Here is an 18,034-nt window from a genome sequence, read left to right as displayed (position 1 = left end):
TAAACACAAAATCAACCCGCTGATTGGTTCCGCCGGGGTGTCGGCGGTGCCGATGGCGGCCAGGGTGTCGAACAAAGTGGGTCTGGACGCGGACGGGCAGAACTTCCTGCTGATGCATGCGATGGGCCCGAACGTGGCGGGGGTGATCGGCTCGGCGATCGCCGCCGGGGTGATGCTCAAGTACGTGCTGGCGATGTAGGCCAGCCTCCTTCCCGGAGGCGGTTATGCCGCCTCCGGGCAACAAAATAAAGAGTCGGACGGCATGTCTGTATCGAGCGCTTTTCTGAATTTATTGATTATGTGCGTCTTCAGCAGGTACGCAGGCCGCCAAAAGGGGAAAATAACAATTTAATGTCTATCTACCCTATGTATACCCGAACAATTACCCAGTGGTTTGCTAGGCGATCGTTTCAGAATCGCATTTTCCTGCTGATCTTATTTACCTCCACTATCGTTATGCTGGCCATGTCCTGGTATCTGACCAACATTGCCGAAGAGCGCCTTCATTATCAGGTTGGCCAGCGGGCGCTGATTCAGGCGATGCAGATCTCCGCGATGCCAGAGCTAGTGGAAGCGGTCCAGAAACGCGATCTCGCCAGAATAAAAGCCCTTATCGACCCCATGCGCTCATTTTCCGATGCCACCTATATCACCGTCGGTGATGCGGAGGGTCAACGCCTCTATCACGTTAATCCTGATGAAATTGGTAAATCGATGGAGGGCGGCGATAGCGATGAGGCGCTGATAAACGCCAAAAGCTATGTTTCGGTGCGCAAAGGTTCGTTGGGATCGTCACTGCGAGGTAAATCGCCGATCCAGGACGCGACCGGTAAAGTGATTGGCATTGTGTCGGTAGGCTACACCATTGAGCAGCTGGAAAACTGGCTTAACCTGCAGGTAAGCTCGCTGCTGATCCCGATGGCGCTTGTTCTGCTGGCCCTGCTCTTTTGCGCCCGGCGCTTTACACTGCATATCAAAAAGCAAATGCTCAATATGGAACCCCAGCAGCTATCGCAGCTGCTGATCCAGCAAAGCGTGCTGTTTGAATCGGTGTTCGAAGGGCTTATCGCCATTGACTCCGACTTTAAAATTACCGCCATTAATCAGGCCGCCCGCCGCCTGCTCAATCTGAGCCAACCGGAAACCACGCTTATCGGCAAAAGGATCAACAACGTTATCTCGCAGGAGGCCTTCTTCTACGATGCGCCACAGACCAATAAAAAAGATGAAATCGTCATTTTCAATCAGATCAAAGTGATCGCCAGCCGGATGGCGGTGATCTTAAACAATGAACCGCAGGGCTGGGTGATCAGCTTTCGCAGCAAAGACGATATTAATACCCTTAGCCTGCAGCTTAGCCAGGTACAACAATACGCTGATAACCTGCGCGCCGTGCAGCATGAACACCGCAATTTGATCTCCACCATCGCCGGCCTGCTGTTTCTCAAACGCTATGATCATGCGCTGGATCTGATCCAACAACAGTCGGAAAGTCACCAGAAGGTGATCGATTTTATTGCGCGCAATTTCCAGGACAACCACCTGGCCGGGCTGTTGATCGGCAAATATTACCGGGCCAAAGAGCTTGGACTTGAGCTGGTTTTCGATCCGGCCTGCTTCGTTGATAGATTACCTACCGCCCTTTCGCACAATGAATGGATCTCAATCGTGGGGAATCTACTTGATAACGCCTACAATGCCAGCCTGCGTCAGCCGCAGGGTTCAAAACAGATCGAATGTCTGATCAACAGCGATGGCCAGGAAGTGATCATTGAGATCGCCGACCAGGGATGCGGCATTGACGAGGCGCTTCGCGATCGGATCTTTGAGCGCGGTGTCACCAGCAGCGCCAGTAAAGATCATGGCATTGGGCTCTGGCTGGTACGCAGCTACGTGAAACAAGCAGGCGGCAGTATCGTCGTCGAAAACAATATTCCTTTTGGCACCATTTTTACTCTTTATATCCCCCTGACCCGAGATGAACATCATGGATAGCATCACCACTCTTATCGTTGAAGACGAACCTATGCTGGCGGAGATCCTGGTGGATAACATTAAACAGTTTCCCCAGTTCGACGTCATTGGCATTGCGGATAAACTCGAGAGCGCCAGAAAACAGCTCAGACTGTATCAACCACAGCTGATCCTGTTGGACAATTTCTTACCCGACGGTAAAGGTATCGATCTGATCCGCCATGCGGTCAGCACCCATTACAAGGGGCGGATCATCTTTATTACTGCGGATAATCATATGGATACCATCAGCGAAGCGCTGCGTCTGGGGGTATTTGATTACCTGATTAAGCCGGTGCACTATCAGCGCCTGCAGCATACCCTGGAGCGTTTCGCCCGCTACCGTAGCTCGCTACGCTCCAGCGAACAGGCCAGTCAGGTTCACGTCGACGCGCTGTTTAATATTCAGGCCCGGGAGCAAACGGAGCCCACCACCACACCGATGCGCGGGATCGATGAAAGCACCTTTCACCGCGTGCTGCAGCTCTTCTCCGACCCGACGGTGGTGCATACCGCCGACTCGTTGGCCCGCATCCTCGGCAGCAGCAAAACCACCGCTCGCCGCTATCTGGAACAAGGTGTGAAGAACGATTTCCTCGAAGCGGAAATCAGCTACGGCAAGGTCGGTCGACCAGAACGCATTTATCACGGCAAACAGACCGACCCCGGACAAGCCTGACAGGCTTACGCCAGGGTATAGCTGACCACCAGCTGCCCCTTCTTCATTTTTATCTGACTGATAACAATGTCGCCCAGTTCTGACAGACGGGCGACATGGGTCCCCCCGCAGGAATAAGCGGGCAGGCCGCCGAATCCCACCTGGCGTAAGCCATCAGCGAACGTCACCTGACGCGGTAAGTCCTGCGCTTGCCAGGTCTTCACCTGCGTCAGCAGCGCGCTAGCGTCCGGCAGCGCGGCGCTATTCCTGCTGGTAAAGGTTATCCGCCCTTCGCCAGGCCAGTGGTGCGCTTTCACCGGTTGCCAGCCAAGCTGTTCCCCCGCCAGGCCAAGCAGGTGACCGGCGGAATGCAGACGAGCATGTAGCTGTCTCGCCGGTGCATCAATTTTCATCTCCACTTCACCAGCAGGAAGCGGCTGCGCCACGATATGCAGTACGCTGTCGCCGCGCACAATAACCGTCTCCACCTCCTGACCGGCAATCCAGCCGCGATCCGCTGGCTGCCCCCCTCCCTGTGGATGAAACAACGTGTGATCCAGTTCGATAGCGTAGCGACCATCCGCCTCAGCGGTACAGGCGATGATCTGGGCGCGCCCGTCGGTGGCGTCGCTGGTGTAATAAACCCGTTCAGTCATGATGATTCTCCTCTCTGTCCGCTCAGTATATTGTTAATATCGACAGCGATAATCCCATCATCCGCCAATGCACTCTTGCGCCGGGAGCACAAATGAATCTCAACCTCCTGCCGGATCTCGCCCTCTTCGTCCAGATAGTCGACCAGGGCAGCTTCTCCGCCGTCGCCCGCCAGAACGGCATTACCCCTTCTGCCGTAAGCCGCAGCGTATCGCGGCTGGAACGGGAGATGGGCTGTAAGCTGCTGCAGCGTACCACCCGCAAGCTACGCCTGAGCGATGCCGGAGAAACGGTCTATCACCATGCGCAGGAGATGCTAGATGCGGCGCGGCAGGCGATGGATTCCGCTGGCAGCAACCAAACGGTCGCGCAGGGGAAGCTGACCCTTAGCGTACCGAAAGCCGTCGGTCGCTTTGTGATCCACCCGCTAATGATGGCGTTTTTCCAGCGTTATCCGCAGGTTGACGTCTGTCTGCGGCTGGAAGATCGTCCTCTGGATTTTATCGATGACGGTATTGATTTGGCGCTACGCATCACAGAAAGTCCCTCGCCCGGGCTGCATGGCAAACCGCTGATGCCGATCAGGCATGTTATCTGTGCCACTGAGGCCTATTTACAGCAGCACGGTACGCCGCGCACGCCGCAGGATCTGCGTACACATAGCTGTATCAGCCTTGGCGAAACGCCCGCCGACGCGCGCTGGAAGTTTCGTCGCGAAGGGAAAAGCGAAACGGTGCAAACGTACGGGCGGTACGCTGCCAACCATACCGCGGTACGCCTCGATGCGGTCAGGCAGCATGTGGGGATCGGCAGCCTGCCGCTGTTCACCGCCCGCGAGGCGCTGGCGAAGGGCGATATCGTGCAGGTGCTGCCAGAGTGGGAATTTATCAGCAGCTACTCCGGCGATCTGTGGCTGCTATGGGCGGGAGATAAGCACATGCCCGCCAGAATGCGGGTGATGATTGATTATCTCAGCGAGACGGTGCCGGCGCTGAACGCAGGCAGCACATTATCAGCGAAATAACGCCAAACCAGGGAATAATGACCCCCAGTATGAACCAGATCCCGGAGCGGCCGATATCATGCATCCGCCGACAGCCAACAGCCAGCAAAGGGATCACCATCAACAGCAGCCACAGTGCCGCAAAGGGTATGACAACAAAACTGAGGATCCCATAGTGAGGGTCAACGTGGGTGGCCAGACCCCAGGCGACCAGTGGCGCGGTGGCGATCAGTACATTGATAAGAAAAAACGTCCAGAACTGCTGCCGGCTGGCACGTCCGCTAAAGTTAAAGGTCTCTTTCCAGCCGCTCAAATACGCCTGTCCATAGGTCATTGCTTTTCTCCTTGAAAATCGAGTGATATATCACGGCGCCAGGGCAATCACCTCCGCCGCCCAACGCTGAAACCCTTCTACGTCGATATCGAGCGCCACCAGGGCGTTCGCCGGCTGGCCCAGTCGCCCTTCGATATCCACCACCGTGGTGCCAGCGGTCCAGGTCCCCTGCGTCTCCACCGCCACAAAGCACGGCTGGAGAGTGAACAGTTCCGGGCGGGCCAGCCACGCAATAGCGCAGAGATCGTGCATTCTTAAACCACTGCTCATGCTGCCGCTGCGATAGTGGCTAAACAGGGCATGAAGCATTTTACCGGTCTGGTTCAGCGTCGGCAGGGTCGCCAGATAATCTGCCGTCAGCAGCGCCCGGTTGGTGACGTCCAGCCCGCACATCACAATCTCCAGTCCACTGTGGAACACTTTTGCGGCGGCTTCCGGATCGATAGCAATATTGAATTCCGCATTCGGCGTGAAGTTGCCGCGCCCCGCCGAGCCGCCCATAATCACCAGTCGGCGAATGTTAAACACACATTCCGGATACTGGGTCAGCAGCAGCGCAATATTGGTCAGCGGACCAATCGCCACCAGGGTGATCGGCTCGGCAGCGTGCATGAGCGCATCGCGGATCGCCTGGAAGGCCGGCTTGGCCAGCGGTTGACGTTGATGCTCAACAAAGTCATACCCTTCCATGCCAGATTCGCCATGCACCGAGGCGGCGTCGCGCAACGGACGCACCAGCGGCATTGAAGCGCCCTGCGCCAGCGGCACATCGGCATTCCAGAAGTGCAGCAGCTGCAGCGCGTTACGGGTCGTCTTCTCCACCGAGACATTGCCCGCCACGGTGGTCATCAGCTGCAGATCCAGCTCAGGCGCGAAGAGCGCCGCGGCAATGGCGGCGGCATCGTCGATGCCCGGATCGGTATCAAGAATGATCGGTAAGCGCATGGTTTCTCCCTAAAAAAAATGCCAGACGTTAAGTCTGGCATCTTCTCATATTGCAGGCGGAAAGAACTTACTCTACTTCACGGACATCCACACGCAGCTCTTTCGGCACTTCAAAGACGATATTCTCTTCCCGGCCTTCCAGCGGCACCGCTTCACCGCCGCCCAGCTCCTGCAGCCGGGTAATAACATTCTGTACCAGAATGTCCGGTGCCGAAGCCCCCGCCGTCACGCCGACGCAGGCCGCATCCTTGACCCATGCTTCCTGAATATCGGAGGCATCGTCAATCAGATAGGCCGCCTTACCCATCCGCTGCGCCAGCTCGGCGAGGCGGTTAGAGTTGGAGGAGTTTTTCGACCCGACCACCAGCACCACGTCCGCCTGCTCCGCCAGCGCGCGCACCGCTTCCTGACGGTTGGTGGTGGCATAGCAAATGTCGTCTTTACGCGGACCAACGATTTTTGGGAAACGCGCGCGCAGGGCGTCAATAACGTCAGACGTATCGTCGACGGAGAGCGTGGTCTGGGTCATAAAGGATAGCCGGGCGTCATTTTTCACGTCCAGCTTCAGCACGTCTTCCGGCGACTCGACCAGGTACATGCCCCCTTCCGGGTTGTTGTACTGTCCCATGGTGCCTTCGACTTCCGGGTGGCCGGCGTGGCCAATCAGAATCGACTCTTCGCCACGACGGCTCGCGCGGGCAACTTCCATATGTACTTTCGTCACCAGCGGACAGGTGGCGTCGAACACCGTCAAATCGCGGCTCTTCGCTTCATTACGTACCGCCTGCGACACGCCGTGGGCGGAGAAAATCAGGATCGCGCCGTCCGGGACTTCGCTGATCTGTTCGATAAAAATAGCGCCACGCTTGCGCAGGCTATCCACCACATAGCGGTTGTGCACCACTTCATGACGAACATAGATCGGCGCGCCATACAGCGTCAGCGCGTTTTCTACAATGCTGATAGCGCGGTCAACGCCAGCGCAAAAGCCGCGCGGGTTAGCCAACAGGATCTGCATGTTACTCCTCCAGCGCCGGATCGATCTCCAGCACTTCAATATCAAAATGAACGGTGCGCCCGGCCAGCGGATGGTTAAAGTCAACGGTGATAGAGTCACCGTTCACTTCGCGGATCACGCCAGGCATTTCGCTGCCATCCATTGCAGTAAAGAGCATAATCGCGCCGATTTCCGGCTCGCCAGCGTCAATAAACTCACGGCGAGAGAAATACTGAATCAGGTCCGGGCTGGGTACGCCAAAGGCGGCGTCAGGCTCCAGCGAAAAGGCCTTTTTCTCCCCCTCTTTCAGACCGAGAAGCTGTTGTTCCAGCCCTTCAGACAAGGAGGTGTCGCCGAGGCGAAACAGCGCCGGTTTACCGTTATTGCGGGTAGATTCAGCCGTGGAGCCATCATCCAGCTTCAGGGTGAAGTGAACGAGGACCGCGCTGTTGCTCTGTACGGATTTAGACATGCAAATTGCTCGCTTGTTTTAGGCCACCTGGTGCCCGGAGGCGCTACGCTTACCGGGCCTAAGGGAGGCCACTAATTCTGTAGGCCGGGTAAGCGTAGCGCCACCCGGCATTGAGATTTACGCCTGCGCTTTCGCGGTCGGTTTCGGCAAGAAACCTTCCAGCACAATTAGCGCTGCGCCGATGCAGATCGCGCTATCGGCGAGGTTGAAGGTAGCAAAATGCCAGTCGCCGACGTAGAAGTCGATCATATCGACCACAAAGCCGTGCCACAGGCGATCGAACAAGTTGCCCAGCGCGCCGCCGATAATCAGGGCATAGGCAATGTTGTTCAGCTTTTGCGTCGCCTTCGAACGGTACATCAGCACCGCCAGTACCACACAAATGCCGATGGCGATCCCGGAAAAGAACCAGCGCTGCCAGCCGCCGCTGTCGGCGAGGAAGCTAAACGCCGCACCGTAGTTGCGGGCATAATGCAGATTAAGCGACGGGAACAGCGGAACCGTCTCCCCCAGAGCGAAGTTCTGGAGGATCAGGAATTTGCTACCCAGATCGATAATCAGCACGGCTACGACCACCCACAGCCAGCGTAGCCCCGTTGAACAGATCGATTTACTCATCAGGCGAATTTACGTTGCTCGCCGTCACCGGCGACGTTGCTCACACAGCGTCCGCAGATTTCCGCGTGTTCCGCCACCTTGCCGATATCGGTAGTGTAATGCCAGCAGCGCGGGCATTTCTCACCTTCGGCCTTACTCAATGCGACTTTCAGCCCTTTGAGCAGTTCGCTCTGCTGCGCATCAGCAGGCGCGCTCGCATAGTCTGCGACGTTCGCCCCGGAGGTCAACAGGACAAATCGCAATTCATCGCCCAGCGCGTTGAGCTTAGCCGCCAGTTCAGCATCGACATACAGCGTCACCGCCGCTTCCAGCGAACCACCGACTTTCTTATCGGCACGCGCCTGCTCAATCACCTTGTTGACTTCGCCGCGCACTTTCAGCAGCTCATCCCAGAAACCGTCGTTCATCGCTTCGTCGTCGGCCAGGCCAAACAGACCTTCATACCACTCGCCGGTGAAGACGTATTTCTCACGCTCGCCCGGCAGGTAGCCCCAGATTTCGTCCGCGGTGAAGGACATGATCGGCGCCATCCAGCGCACCAGCGCTTCCACAATGTGGAACAGCGCGGTCTGGCAGCTGCGACGCGCCACGCTGTCCGCTTTCGCGGTGTACTGACGGTCTTTGATGATGTCGAGGTAGAACGAGCCCATCTCGATGGAGCAGAAGCGCATCAGGCGCTGCACCACTTCGTGGAAGTCGTAGGATTCGTAGGCTTTCAGGATATCTTCCTGTGCCGCCTGCGCGCAGCCGACCGCCCAGCGATCCAGAACGACCATCTCTTCCGGTTTAACCATGTCTTTTGCCGGATCGAAACCGTTCAGGTTCGCCAGCAGGAAGCGCGCGGTGTTGCGGATACGACGATAGCTGTCGGCGGCGCGTTTGAGGATCTCATCGGAGACCGCCATTTCGCCAGTGTAGTCGGTGGAAGCCACCCACAGGCGCAGGATATCGGCGCCCAGCTTGTTCATCACGTCCTGCGGGCTAACGGTGTTACCGATAGACTTGGACATTTTGCGGCCCTGGCCATCGACAGTGAAGCCGTGGGTCAGTACCTGACGATATGGCGCCTTGCCTTTCATCGCCGTGGAGATCATCAGCGAAGACATGAACCAGCCGCGATGCTGGTCAGAGCCTTCCAGATACATGTCCGCGGCGTGACCGGCGAATTCCGGACGCACATCAACCACGGAGGAGTGGGTAGACCCGGAGTCAAACCACACGTCGAGGGTATCCGGCACTTTTTCGTAGCTGTCGGCGTCATCGCCCAGGATGTCGCGGGAATCGAGATCCCACCACGCCTGGATACCGTCAACTTCAACGCGTTTCGCCACTTCTTCCATCAGTTCGAGGGTACGCGGGTGCAGCTCGTGAGTTTCTTTATGCACGAACAGCGACATCGGCACGCCCCAGGTACGCTGACGGGAGATACACCAGTCAGGACGGTTGGCAACCATCGATTCGATACGCGCCTGGCCCCAGTCCGGGATCCACTGCACGCCTTTGATCTCTTTCAGCGACTGCGCGCGCAGGCCTTTCTGATCCATGCTGACGAACCACTGCGGAGTAGCGCGGAAGATGATCGGCGATTTGTGGCGCCAGCAGCACGGATAGCTGTGCTGCATTTTTTCCACGTGCAGCAGCGCGCCGCTGTCACGCAGCATCTCAACGATGATGTCGTTGGCTTTAAAGACGTTGATACCATCCAGAGACGGATAGGTCCCCGGCAGGTAAGCCCCGTCCGGGCCAACCGGGTTGGCGATTTCCAGACCGTATTTCTGGCTGATCGTGTAGTCGTCCGGACCGTGGCCGCCGGCGGTATGCACCGCACCGGTACCGGCATCCAGCGTCACGTGGTCGCCGAGGATCGCCGGCACGTCGAAATCGAGGAACGGGTGCTTGAAGCGCATCAGTTCAAGCTCGGAACCTTGTACCGCCGCCAGGATAGTGTAATCCGTTGCGCCAACGCGCTTCATCACGCTCTCAACCAGGTCTTTCGCCAGGATCAGCGCCTGGCCGTCAACCTGTACCAGCGCATAGTCAAACTCTGGCGACAGGGAGATAGCGCGGTTAGCCGGAAGCGTCCACGGGGTGGTGGTCCAGATAACCAGCGACACCGGGCCATTGACGTCGGCAACGCCGAATTTCGCCAGCACCGCGGCTTTGTCCACTGCGTGGAACGCCACATCGATAGACGGAGAGGTCTTGTCGTAATACTCCACTTCCGCTTCCGCCAGCGCGGAACGGCAGTCTACGCACCAGTGCACCGGCTTAGCGCCTTTATGCAGATGGCCGTTACCGATGATTTTTCCCAGCGCGCGAATGATGTTGGCTTCGGTTTTGAAGTCCATGGTCAGATACGGATGCGACCAGTCGCCCAGCACGCCGAGACGGATAAAGTCTTTACGCTGACCGTCGATCTGCAGGGCGGCATATTCGCGGCACTTGGCGCGGAATTCGGCAGCGGTAAACTTCTCACCCGGCTTGCCGTATTCCTGCTCCACTTTCAGCTCGATCGGCAGACCGTGGCAGTCCCAGCCCGGAACGTAAGGCGAGTCATAGCCCGTCAGTCCTTTGGACTTAACGATAATGTCTTTCAGAATCTTGTTAACCGAGTGACCAATATGAATGCTGCCATTCGCATAAGGAGGGCCATCATGCAGAATGAAGGTTTTTTTGCCCTTTTTGGCTGCACGAATGATGCCGTACAGGTCATCATCGGTCCAACGCGCCAGCATTCCCGGTTCGCGTTTGGCGAGGTCGCCACGCATAGGGAACCCTGTTTCCGGCAAATTCAGGGTCGATTTATAGTCACTCATCAGATTCTCGGTTCCGTATTTCGGTTTGATAAACACCAGTGGCTCAGGCCTGGCTGGTCAGCCCAAATAATTCGCGGGCCGTTAACTCATCACGTGCGATTTGCGCCTTCAGCTCGTCCAGCGACGCAAACCGCTGCTCGTTACGTATTTTTTTACGCAGTACTACATTGATATGGCGACCGTAGAGGTCCATTACAACGTCCAACAGATGCACTTCGAGCTGCTGACGCACGCCCGCGACCGTTGGACGGGTGCCAATATTGGCGACGCCCGCAATCGGTTTGTCGCCCAGCCCTGTCACTTCTACCGCATAGACCCCTTTAACCGGGGAAACCTGACGACGCAGCGGTAAGTTCGCCGTCGGAAAACCTATGGTACGGCCCAGTTCATCGCCATGGACGACGCGTCCGGAGATGCTAAACGGGTGACCCAGCAGCGTCTCCGCCAGCTGGAGGTCGTCATCAGCCAGCGCCTGGCGCACCGCCGTGCTGCTGATCCGCACCCCGCCTTCACAGAAGGTCTGGGTGCTGGTGACGTCAAAACCGTATTCCGCCCCCGCCTTTTGTAATAACAAGAAATCCCCCTGGCGACCAGCGCCAAAGCGGAAATCGTCACCGACGGCAAGGAACTGCACGCCCAGGCGGCGCACCAGCAGTTCACTGATAAAATCCTGCGCGGTCAGCGCAGCGAATCGGCGGTCAAAACGAATGCACAGCACATAGTCGACTCCGCTCTCAGCCAGATAGTTCAGCTTTTCACGCAGGCGGGTCAGCCGCGCCGGGGCTTTATCGGCGGCAAATAGCTCAAGCGGCTGGGGTTCAAAAATCATCACCACGACCGGTAAACCGCGCTGGCGGCCCTCTTCGCGCAACCGCTGCAGCAGCGCCTGATGCCCACGATGCACGCCGTCGAAATTACCAATGGTCAGCACGCACCCGTGCGGGGCCTGACTGAGATTATGTATGCCGCGTATCAGCTTCATGTCTGGCTCAAAACAGTGAAAATCGTCCGAGTATACCTTGTACAACTGTCAACGTTAACCAGCGATTGCACCTCGGCAACGAAAGTTCTCAGGAATTCATTCACTCAGCGCGAGAAAGCGGGAAAACTGCCCGCGCCCGGCGATTTTTATGGTGGAAAGGCTGTATTCGCCTGCAACAAGCTGGTAGAATCTTGCGCCATCACTACGTAATGAAGCGCTGTGGTGTTAAACGGCGCTTATTTGCACAAATCCATTGACAAAAGAAGGCTAAACGGGCATATTCCTCGGCCTTTGAATTGTCCATATAGAACACATTTGGGAGTTGGACCTTGGCTAATATCAAATCAGCTAAGAAGCGCGCCGTTCAGTCTGAAAAGGCTCGCAAGCACAACGCTAGCCGTCGCTCTATGATGCGTACTTTCATCAAGAAAGTATACGCAGCTATCGAAGCTGGCGACAAAGCTGCTGCACAGAAAGCATTTAACGAAATGCAACCGATCGTGGACCGTCAGGCTGCTAAAGGTCTGATCCACAAAAACAAAGCTGCGCGTCATAAAGCAAACCTGACTGCACAGATCAACAAACTGGCTTAATCGCCTGCTTGCTGAACTTTGTTAAAGAAACCCGCGAAAGCGGGTTTTTTTATGCCTGTTATCTTCCCTCAACAGCGTGGGCTGGCGCGACCCAAGCCACGCCAGCCCACACTGCACTCTATTCTGGTTCGGTAAAGAGCGACGAATAATCGCGATTACAGATACGCTGGACCGCCGGGTGCTGAATCATCCGTTCAGCGAAAATGGCGTGATACTCCTCCATCACGCTATCCATGCGACCAATTTCGACAATCGATTCATCATAGTAGAAATCATGCGCATAGAGCGTCGGCGCGACAAATATCGCATTATGCGCGGCGCCGAAGGCTTTCATGAGCGCCGCATCGTCAAATTCGCCGAGGATCTCCACCTTCAGGCCCTGCACGTTAATCCAGTTCAGCAGTTTACGCCCCAGCATCGATCGCCGACCGGGGATCAGCAGCCGCCGCTCTTCAAGACAGGCGGGGAACGGCTTCGTCGGCGCCGGGTTCATGCACCAGAAGCTGACGCTGCACTCGCCAATCTTCACCGAAAATAGCCCTTCCTGCTATGTCGAGTCGATCGGACAGTCAGAGATAATCATATCGAGCTTATGCTGGCTCAGTTGCTCCAGCAGCAGCTCATGGGTCGATTCAAAACAGCGCAGATGGATCTGCTCACTCTCGACGACGGCGGCATCCAGCACGCCGCTGACCAGCCGCTTGGATAACGCATCAGCGACGCCGACATCAAACAGCAGATTCGACTCTTTGCGGTAGTTGACGATGTCGAGCATCTCCTGGCTGAGGGTAAACATGCGGTCGGCGTAGCGGAAGACCAGCTCCCCCAGCTCACTCGGCTCAAGCCCTCTTCCCTTTCGCTTAAATAACTTACCCTGCAGGCGCTCCTCCAGGGCTTTGATCTGCCCGGTAATGGTCTGCGGCGTCAGAAACAGCGCCTCCGCCGCGCCCACGACCGACCCTTCTTTATACACGTGCCAGAAGTAGTACAGATGGTTGTAGTTGATATGTGACATGCTTCTCTCCCTGATAATGTCCAGGAGGACCTGGCAGGCCCTCCTGCAGAAAGGTTATACCGCGAGGCGAGTCTCCGTCACGCGCTGACGCAGTATGAGGTAGCCAGTGACTGCCGATAACACTGAGCCAATTAAGATGCCCAGCTTGGCCCAGTTGATCAACGCGGGATCCACGTTGCCGAAGGCCAGAGTGGCAATGAAAATCGACATCGTAAAGCCAATCCCGCACAGGATACCCACCGCCATAATCTGCTTGCAGGTGGTCCCCTCCGGCAGCGAAGCCCATTTCAGCTTCAGCGCCAGCCAGCAGAACAGGCTGATCCCCAGCGGCTTACCGATAAACAAGCCAGCCATGATGCCCAGCGGCAGGAGCGACGTCAGCCCGTCAAGGGTGACCCCCTGCAGCGAGACCCCGGCGTTGGCGAAGGCAAACAGCGGCAGGATCATAAACGCCACCCACGGGTGCAGGACATGCTCAAGCGCTTTAGCCGGTGACTTGCCATGCTTTTCCTCGAGCGGGATCATAAAGCCGACAATCACCCCGGCAAGGGTCGCGTGAACGCCAGACTTTAGCACCGCCGTCCACAGCACCGCGCCAACCAGAATATAGATCCCGGTACGCCGCACGCCGCTCAGATTCAGGGCCACCAGCACCGCAATCGCCGCAGCCGCCACGCCCAGCGAGAGCATGGACAGGTCGTGGGTATAAAACAGCGCGATAATCACGATAGCCCCAAGGTCGTCAATAATCGCCAGCGCCATCAGGAAAATCTTCAGCGCCGTCGGAACGCGACTGCCTAACAGCGCCAGCACGCCGAGGGCAAAGGCAATATCCGTCGCCGCCGGGATCGCCCACCCTTCTCTGGCGACAGGATCCTGGGCGTTAAAGGCCAGATAGACCAGCGCCGGGACAATCATCCCGCCCAGTGCGGCGATTACCGGGAAGACCGCCTGACGACGACTGGCCAGAGAGCCCTGAATTAACTCGCGTTTGACCTCCAGGCCAATCAGCAAAAAGAACACCGCCATCAGGGCATCATTGATCCATAACAGCATGTTCTTGTTGATCTCCAGCGCGCCCACACGCAGCTGTACTGGCGTCTCAAGGAAGGAGTGGTACAGACCGCTGGTCACGCTGGTATTGGCCATCACCATCGCCAGCGCGGCAGCGATGATTAAGACAATGCCGCCGGAAGCATCGCTACTAAAGAATCGTTGCAGATGTTTCACTTTTACTTTCATCCTGTTGGTGAATAACTCGATAAAAGCATAATACACAAACTGATAACTCGAAAAAATCAGATTTAAATTGCTTTAATGTTCGTTTTTTACGAACCAAAGAGCAGACATAAGATGAAAAAAAGCCCGGACGCAAGGCCCGGGCCGGATACCAGCAAAAACGGAATTAGCGGGTCAGGTCGTCGAAGAACTTCTTCACGCCGTCAAAGAAGCTTTTAGAACGCGGGCTGTTGTTCTCCCCGGTCGGACCGCCGAAGCTCTCCTGCAGCTCTTTCAGCAGCTGTTTCTGTTTCTCGTTAAGCCCCACCGGCGTCTCCACCACCACGCGGCACAGCAGATCGCCCTGTGCCCCACCGCGAACGGACTTCACGCCCTTTCCACGCATGCGGAACAGCTTGCCGGTCTGGGTTTCACCTGGAATTTTCAGGTTGACGCGACCGTCGAGCGTCGGGACCTCAATCTCACCGCCCAGCGCTGCCATGGTGAAGTTAATCGGAACTTCGCAGTACAGGTTATTGCCTTCACGCTCAAAGATAGCGTGCTGCTTCACCTGGACCTGAACGTACAGATCCCCTGCCGGTGCGCCATGCTCGCCAGCCTCGCCTTCACCCGCCAGACGGATCCGGTCGCCGGTGTCGACACCCGCCGGAATTTTAACCGACAGAGTTTTGGTCTTCTCGACACGGCCGTGGCCATGACATTTATTGCATGGATCTTTAATCAGCGTACCGCGCCCCTGACAGTGCGGACAGGTTTGCTGTACCGCAAAGAAGCCCTGGCGCATCTGCACCTGGCCCGCGCCATGACAGGTTGGACAGGTCTGCGGTTTGCTGCCGGCCTTGGCGCCGCTGCCGTGACAGACGTCGCACTCTTCCAGCGTCGGAATACGGATCTCTTTGGTGACGCCACGCACCGCTTCTTCCAGCGTCAGCTCCATGTTGTAACGGAGATCGGCGCCGCGCGCCGCGCGCTGACGACCACGTCCGCCGCCAAAGATATCGCCGAAGACATCGCCAAAGATATCGCTGAAGTCCGCACCGCCGCCAAAACCGCCGCCGCCGCCCATTCCGCCCTGCTCAAAGGCCGCGTGGCCGTACTGATCGTAGGCCGCACGCTTCTGGGCATCAGTCAGGATTTCATACGCTTCTTTGATTTCTTTAAATTTGGCTTCGGCCTCTTTATCTCCCTGGTTGCGGTCCGGGTGATATTTCATGGCCAGGCGCTTATAAGCCTTTTTGATTTCACGCTCTTCCGCTGTTTTGGAAACGCCTAAAATCTCGTAGTAATCTTGCTTTGCCATCGGTGTTTTTCAGCCCCTTAACATGCGTGCACGGGCGGAGAGGAAACCTCTTCGCCCGTGCCAGTGTTTTACCCGTTCAAAGGGCGATTATTTTTTATCTTTCACTTCTTCGAACTCAGCGTCGACAACATCGTCGTCTTTCGCGTTGCTCGCCTGAGCGTCAGCGGAACCCGCCTGCTGCTGAGCGTGCTGCTGCTGAGCAATTTCCATCAGCTTCTGCGAAGCCTGCGCCAGCGCCTGCATTTTCGCTTCGATATCCGCTTTGTCTTCGCCTTTCAGCGACGTTTCCAGCGCGGTCAGTGCAGACTCGATGGCAGTTTTGTCGTCAGCCGGCAGTTTATCGCCTGCTTCTTCAACCTGCTTGCGAGTGCTGTGCAGCAGATGGTCACCCTGGTTACGAGTCTGTACCAGCTCTTCGAACTTACGGTCAGATTCGGCGTTAGCTTCTGCTTCGCGAACCATTTTCTGAATTTCTTCTTCATTCAGACCGGAAGACGCCTTGATGGTGATCTTCTGCTCTTTACCGCTGTTTTTGTCTTTCGCGGAAACGTGCAGGATACCGTCAGCATCGATGTCGAAGGTGACTTCGATCTGCGGCATGCCGCGCGGCGCCGGGTTAATACCATCCAGGTTGAACTGACCCAGAGATTTGTTATCAGACGCGCGTTTACGCTCACCCTGCAGCACATGGATGGTTACCGCAGACTGGTTGTCTTCAGCGGTAGAGAACACCTGGCTGTGCTTGGTCGGGATAGTGGTGTTTTTGCTGATCAGCGCAGTCATCACGCCGCCCATGGTTTCGATACCCAGTGACAGCGGGGTTACGTCGAGCAGCAGAACGTCTTTCACATCACCCGTCAGTACACCGCCCTGAACGGCAGCACCGATCGCCACGGCTTCATCCGGGTTAACGTCTTTACGCGGTTCTTTACCAAAGAACTCGGCCACTTTCTTCTGCACCATCGGCATACGTGTCTGACCACCAACGAGGATCACGTCGTTGATATCAGAAACGGACAGACCGGCATCCTGCAGAGCAACTTTCAGCGGCTCGATGGAACGGTTAACCAGGTCTTCAACCAGGCTTTCCAGTTTCGCGCGAGTCACTTTGATGTTCATGTGTTTCGGACCGGTCGCGTCTGCAGTGATATACGGCAGGTTAACGTCGGTCTGCTGAGCAGAAGACAGTTCGATCTTCGCTTTCTCAGCGGCTTCTTTCAGACGCTGCATCGCCAGCGGGTCGTTGCGCAGGTCAATGCCCTGATCTTTCTTAAACTCATCAACGAGATAGTTGATCAGACGCGTATCGAAGTCTTCACCGCCCAGGTGGGTGTCACCGTTGGTTGCCAGTACTTCAAAGGTTTTTTCGCCATCAACTTCGTCAATTTCGATAATAGAGATATCGAAAGTACCACCACCGAGGTCGTATACCGCGATAGTACGGTTGCCAACTTCTTTATCCAGACCGTAAGCCAGCGCAGCCGCGGTCGGTTCGTTGATGATACGTTTGACTTCCAGACCAGCAATACGGCCAGCATCTTTAGTTGCCTGACGCTGCGCATCGTTGAAGTAAGCCGGTACGGTGATAACCGCTTCAGTTACCGGTTCACCCAGGTAATCTTCAGCCGTTTTCTTCATTTTTTTCAGCACTTCAGCAGAGATCTGCGGCGGTGCAGTTTTGGTGCCTTTCACATCCAGCCATGCGTCGCCATTGTCTGCGGCAACAATTTTGTATGGCATGATAGAAACATCACGCTGAACTTCTTCGTCCTGGAAGCGGCGGCCAATCAGGCGTTTAATCGCAAACAGGGTGTTTTGCGGGTTTGTCACTGCCTGACGTTTAGCCGGCTGACCAACCAGAGTTTCACCATCCTGGGTATAGGCAATGATAGAAGGCGTGGTGCGATCGCCTTCGGCGTTCTCCAGCACGCGTGCAGTAGTGCCATCCATAATCGCTACACAAGAGTTGGTAGTACCCAGGTCGATACCAATAATTTTACCCATCTAAACGTCTCCACTAAAAATTCGATCAACATGTGGTTGTGAACCTGTAATAAGGGCGAAACGTGCGGTTTCAACTGCCCAGACATCATTTTTTTTCAGGTTCTTCACTGCGGTTGACTACAAGATGGGGTCGCCCACTCCGGCATCAAGGGGCAAGCATAAAAATTTTTTGCGTCGGGCGGGCGACCGTGGTTCCACACGGCTGCGAACGACTTCCTGGAAAAGGTCGCAGGATGTCAAAAAAGGCGTGGACGCGAACATATAAATAACGAATAAAAAAGTTAATTATATTCATAATATCATTGACATAACCCGCAATACTTGCGCGCTAAAAGCCCCGTTTCCCTGGTGATAATATCCCCCGCCGTCGCACTTCACTTATTCAGGGAAC

16 protein-coding genes and 2 pseudogenes are annotated in these 18,034 nt (G+C 56.2%); 5 read left to right on the top strand and 13 right to left on the bottom strand.

All coding sequences use genetic code 11. From position 1 onward, the window contains the following. The 3 genes from ACKLKD_RS15700 to ACKLKD_RS15690 all read left to right on the top strand — a co-directional run. On the top strand, window positions 1–199 hold a 199-nt coding region (locus ACKLKD_RS15700; RefSeq protein WP_136053249.1), incomplete at its 5' end, for a sodium ion-translocating decarboxylase subunit beta. 167 nt (window positions 200–366) lie between these two features. Then, window positions 367–1,995, top strand: a complete 1,629-nt coding sequence (locus ACKLKD_RS15695; RefSeq protein ID WP_087805300.1) for an ATP-binding protein — start codon at window positions 367–369, stop codon at window positions 1,993–1,995. Further along, window positions 1,988–2,692, top strand: coding sequence for a response regulator (locus ACKLKD_RS15690; RefSeq protein ID WP_025711707.1), 705 nt, complete (start codon window positions 1,988–1,990; stop codon window positions 2,690–2,692). The genes ACKLKD_RS15695 and ACKLKD_RS15690 overlap by 8 nt, the downstream gene beginning before the upstream one ends. 5 nt (window positions 2,693–2,697) lie before the next feature. On the opposite strand, the gene ACKLKD_RS15685 is transcribed toward ACKLKD_RS15690, so the two are convergent. Next, window positions 2,698–3,327, bottom strand: coding sequence for an alanyl-tRNA synthetase (locus tag ACKLKD_RS15685; protein ID WP_025711708.1), 630 nt, complete (start codon window positions 3,325–3,327; stop codon window positions 2,698–2,700). Between the two features lie 92 nt (window positions 3,328–3,419). Here ACKLKD_RS15685 and ACKLKD_RS15680 point away from each other — a divergent pair, with 92 nt between their 5' ends. After that, window positions 3,420–4,349: a LysR family transcriptional regulator gene (locus ACKLKD_RS15680; RefSeq protein ID WP_025711709.1), complete on the top strand. Its 930-nt coding sequence runs from the start codon at window positions 3,420–3,422 to the stop codon at window positions 4,347–4,349. Here the strand turns inward: ACKLKD_RS15680 and ACKLKD_RS15675 are convergent. The 8 genes and pseudogenes from ACKLKD_RS15675 to ACKLKD_RS15640 form a co-directional block, all read right to left on the bottom strand. Beyond that, window positions 4,297–4,662 carry a DUF805 domain-containing protein gene (locus ACKLKD_RS15675; RefSeq protein ID WP_025711710.1) on the bottom strand — a complete coding sequence of 122 codons (366 nt, stop codon included), beginning with the start codon at window positions 4,660–4,662 and terminating at the stop codon, window positions 4,297–4,299. The two genes, ACKLKD_RS15680 and ACKLKD_RS15675, sit on opposite strands and share 53 nt — an antisense overlap. 30 nt (window positions 4,663–4,692) lie before the next feature. Beyond that, the gene (gene rihC, locus ACKLKD_RS15670) at window positions 4,693–5,607 is read right to left on the bottom strand and encodes a ribonucleoside hydrolase RihC (RefSeq protein ID WP_025711711.1); all 915 of its coding nucleotides are present in this window, start codon (window positions 5,605–5,607) and stop codon (window positions 4,693–4,695) included. Window positions 5,608–5,674: 67 nt separating this feature from the next. Then, window positions 5,675–6,625, bottom strand: a complete 951-nt coding sequence (gene ispH / locus ACKLKD_RS15665) for a 4-hydroxy-3-methylbut-2-enyl diphosphate reductase (RefSeq protein WP_025711712.1) — start codon at window positions 6,623–6,625, stop codon at window positions 5,675–5,677. Window position 6,626: 1 nt separating this feature from the next. After that, window positions 6,627–7,076, bottom strand: a complete 450-nt coding sequence (gene fkpB / locus ACKLKD_RS15660; RefSeq protein ID WP_004204241.1) for an FKBP-type peptidyl-prolyl cis-trans isomerase — start codon at window positions 7,074–7,076, stop codon at window positions 6,627–6,629. Between the two features lie 117 nt (window positions 7,077–7,193). After that, the gene (lspA, locus tag ACKLKD_RS15655) at window positions 7,194–7,694 is read right to left on the bottom strand and encodes a signal peptidase II (protein ID WP_025711713.1); all 501 of its coding nucleotides are present in this window, start codon (window positions 7,692–7,694) and stop codon (window positions 7,194–7,196) included. Continuing rightward, the gene (gene ileS, locus ACKLKD_RS15650) at window positions 7,694–10,510 is read right to left on the bottom strand and encodes an isoleucine--tRNA ligase (RefSeq protein WP_087805305.1); all 2,817 of its coding nucleotides are present in this window, start codon (window positions 10,508–10,510) and stop codon (window positions 7,694–7,696) included. The genes lspA and ileS overlap by 1 nt, the downstream gene beginning before the upstream one ends. Before the next feature lie 43 nt (window positions 10,511–10,553). Further along, entirely contained in the window at window positions 10,554–11,492 is a 939-nt protein-coding gene (gene ribF, locus ACKLKD_RS15645) for a bifunctional riboflavin kinase/FAD synthetase (RefSeq protein ID WP_025711715.1), read from the bottom strand. A gap of 7 nt (window positions 11,493–11,499) precedes the next feature. Then, a pseudogene (locus ACKLKD_RS15640) lies at window positions 11,500–11,705 on the bottom strand (DUF2575 domain-containing protein); the annotation flags it as partial. 116 nt (window positions 11,706–11,821) lie between these two features. Here ACKLKD_RS15640 and rpsT point away from each other — a divergent pair. Beyond that, entirely contained in the window at window positions 11,822–12,085 is a 264-nt protein-coding gene (rpsT, locus tag ACKLKD_RS15635; RefSeq protein ID WP_002887965.1) for a 30S ribosomal protein S20, read from the top strand. A 118-nt stretch (window positions 12,086–12,203) separates the two neighbouring features. On the opposite strand, the pseudogene nhaR reads toward rpsT, so the two are convergent. The 4 genes and pseudogenes from nhaR to dnaK all read right to left on the bottom strand — a co-directional run bounded on the left by nhaR (window position 12,204) and on the right by dnaK (window position 17,643). Further along, a pseudogene (gene nhaR / locus ACKLKD_RS15630) lies at window positions 12,204–13,100 on the bottom strand (transcriptional activator NhaR). A 54-nt stretch (window positions 13,101–13,154) separates the two neighbouring features. After that, the gene (gene nhaA, locus ACKLKD_RS15625) at window positions 13,155–14,330 is read right to left on the bottom strand and encodes a Na+/H+ antiporter NhaA (protein WP_025711718.1); all 1,176 of its coding nucleotides are present in this window, start codon (window positions 14,328–14,330) and stop codon (window positions 13,155–13,157) included. A 175-nt stretch (window positions 14,331–14,505) separates the two neighbouring features. Then, complete coding sequence (dnaJ, locus tag ACKLKD_RS15620; protein ID WP_002887955.1) at window positions 14,506–15,639, bottom strand: molecular chaperone DnaJ; 1,134 nt, start codon at window positions 15,637–15,639, stop codon at window positions 14,506–14,508. 87 nt (window positions 15,640–15,726) lie between these two features. Further along, a complete protein-coding gene (gene dnaK, locus ACKLKD_RS15615) occupies window positions 15,727–17,643 on the bottom strand; it encodes a molecular chaperone DnaK (protein WP_004204234.1) in 1,917 nt (638 codons plus the stop codon). Window positions 17,644–18,034: the final 391 nt, after the last annotated feature.

This window comes from Klebsiella sp. 10982, assembly GCF_048589245.1.
GTDB classification, from domain to species: domain Bacteria; phylum Pseudomonadota; class Gammaproteobacteria; order Enterobacterales; family Enterobacteriaceae; genus Klebsiella; species Klebsiella quasivariicola.
This window is presented reverse-complemented; position numbering and strand designations above follow the sequence as displayed.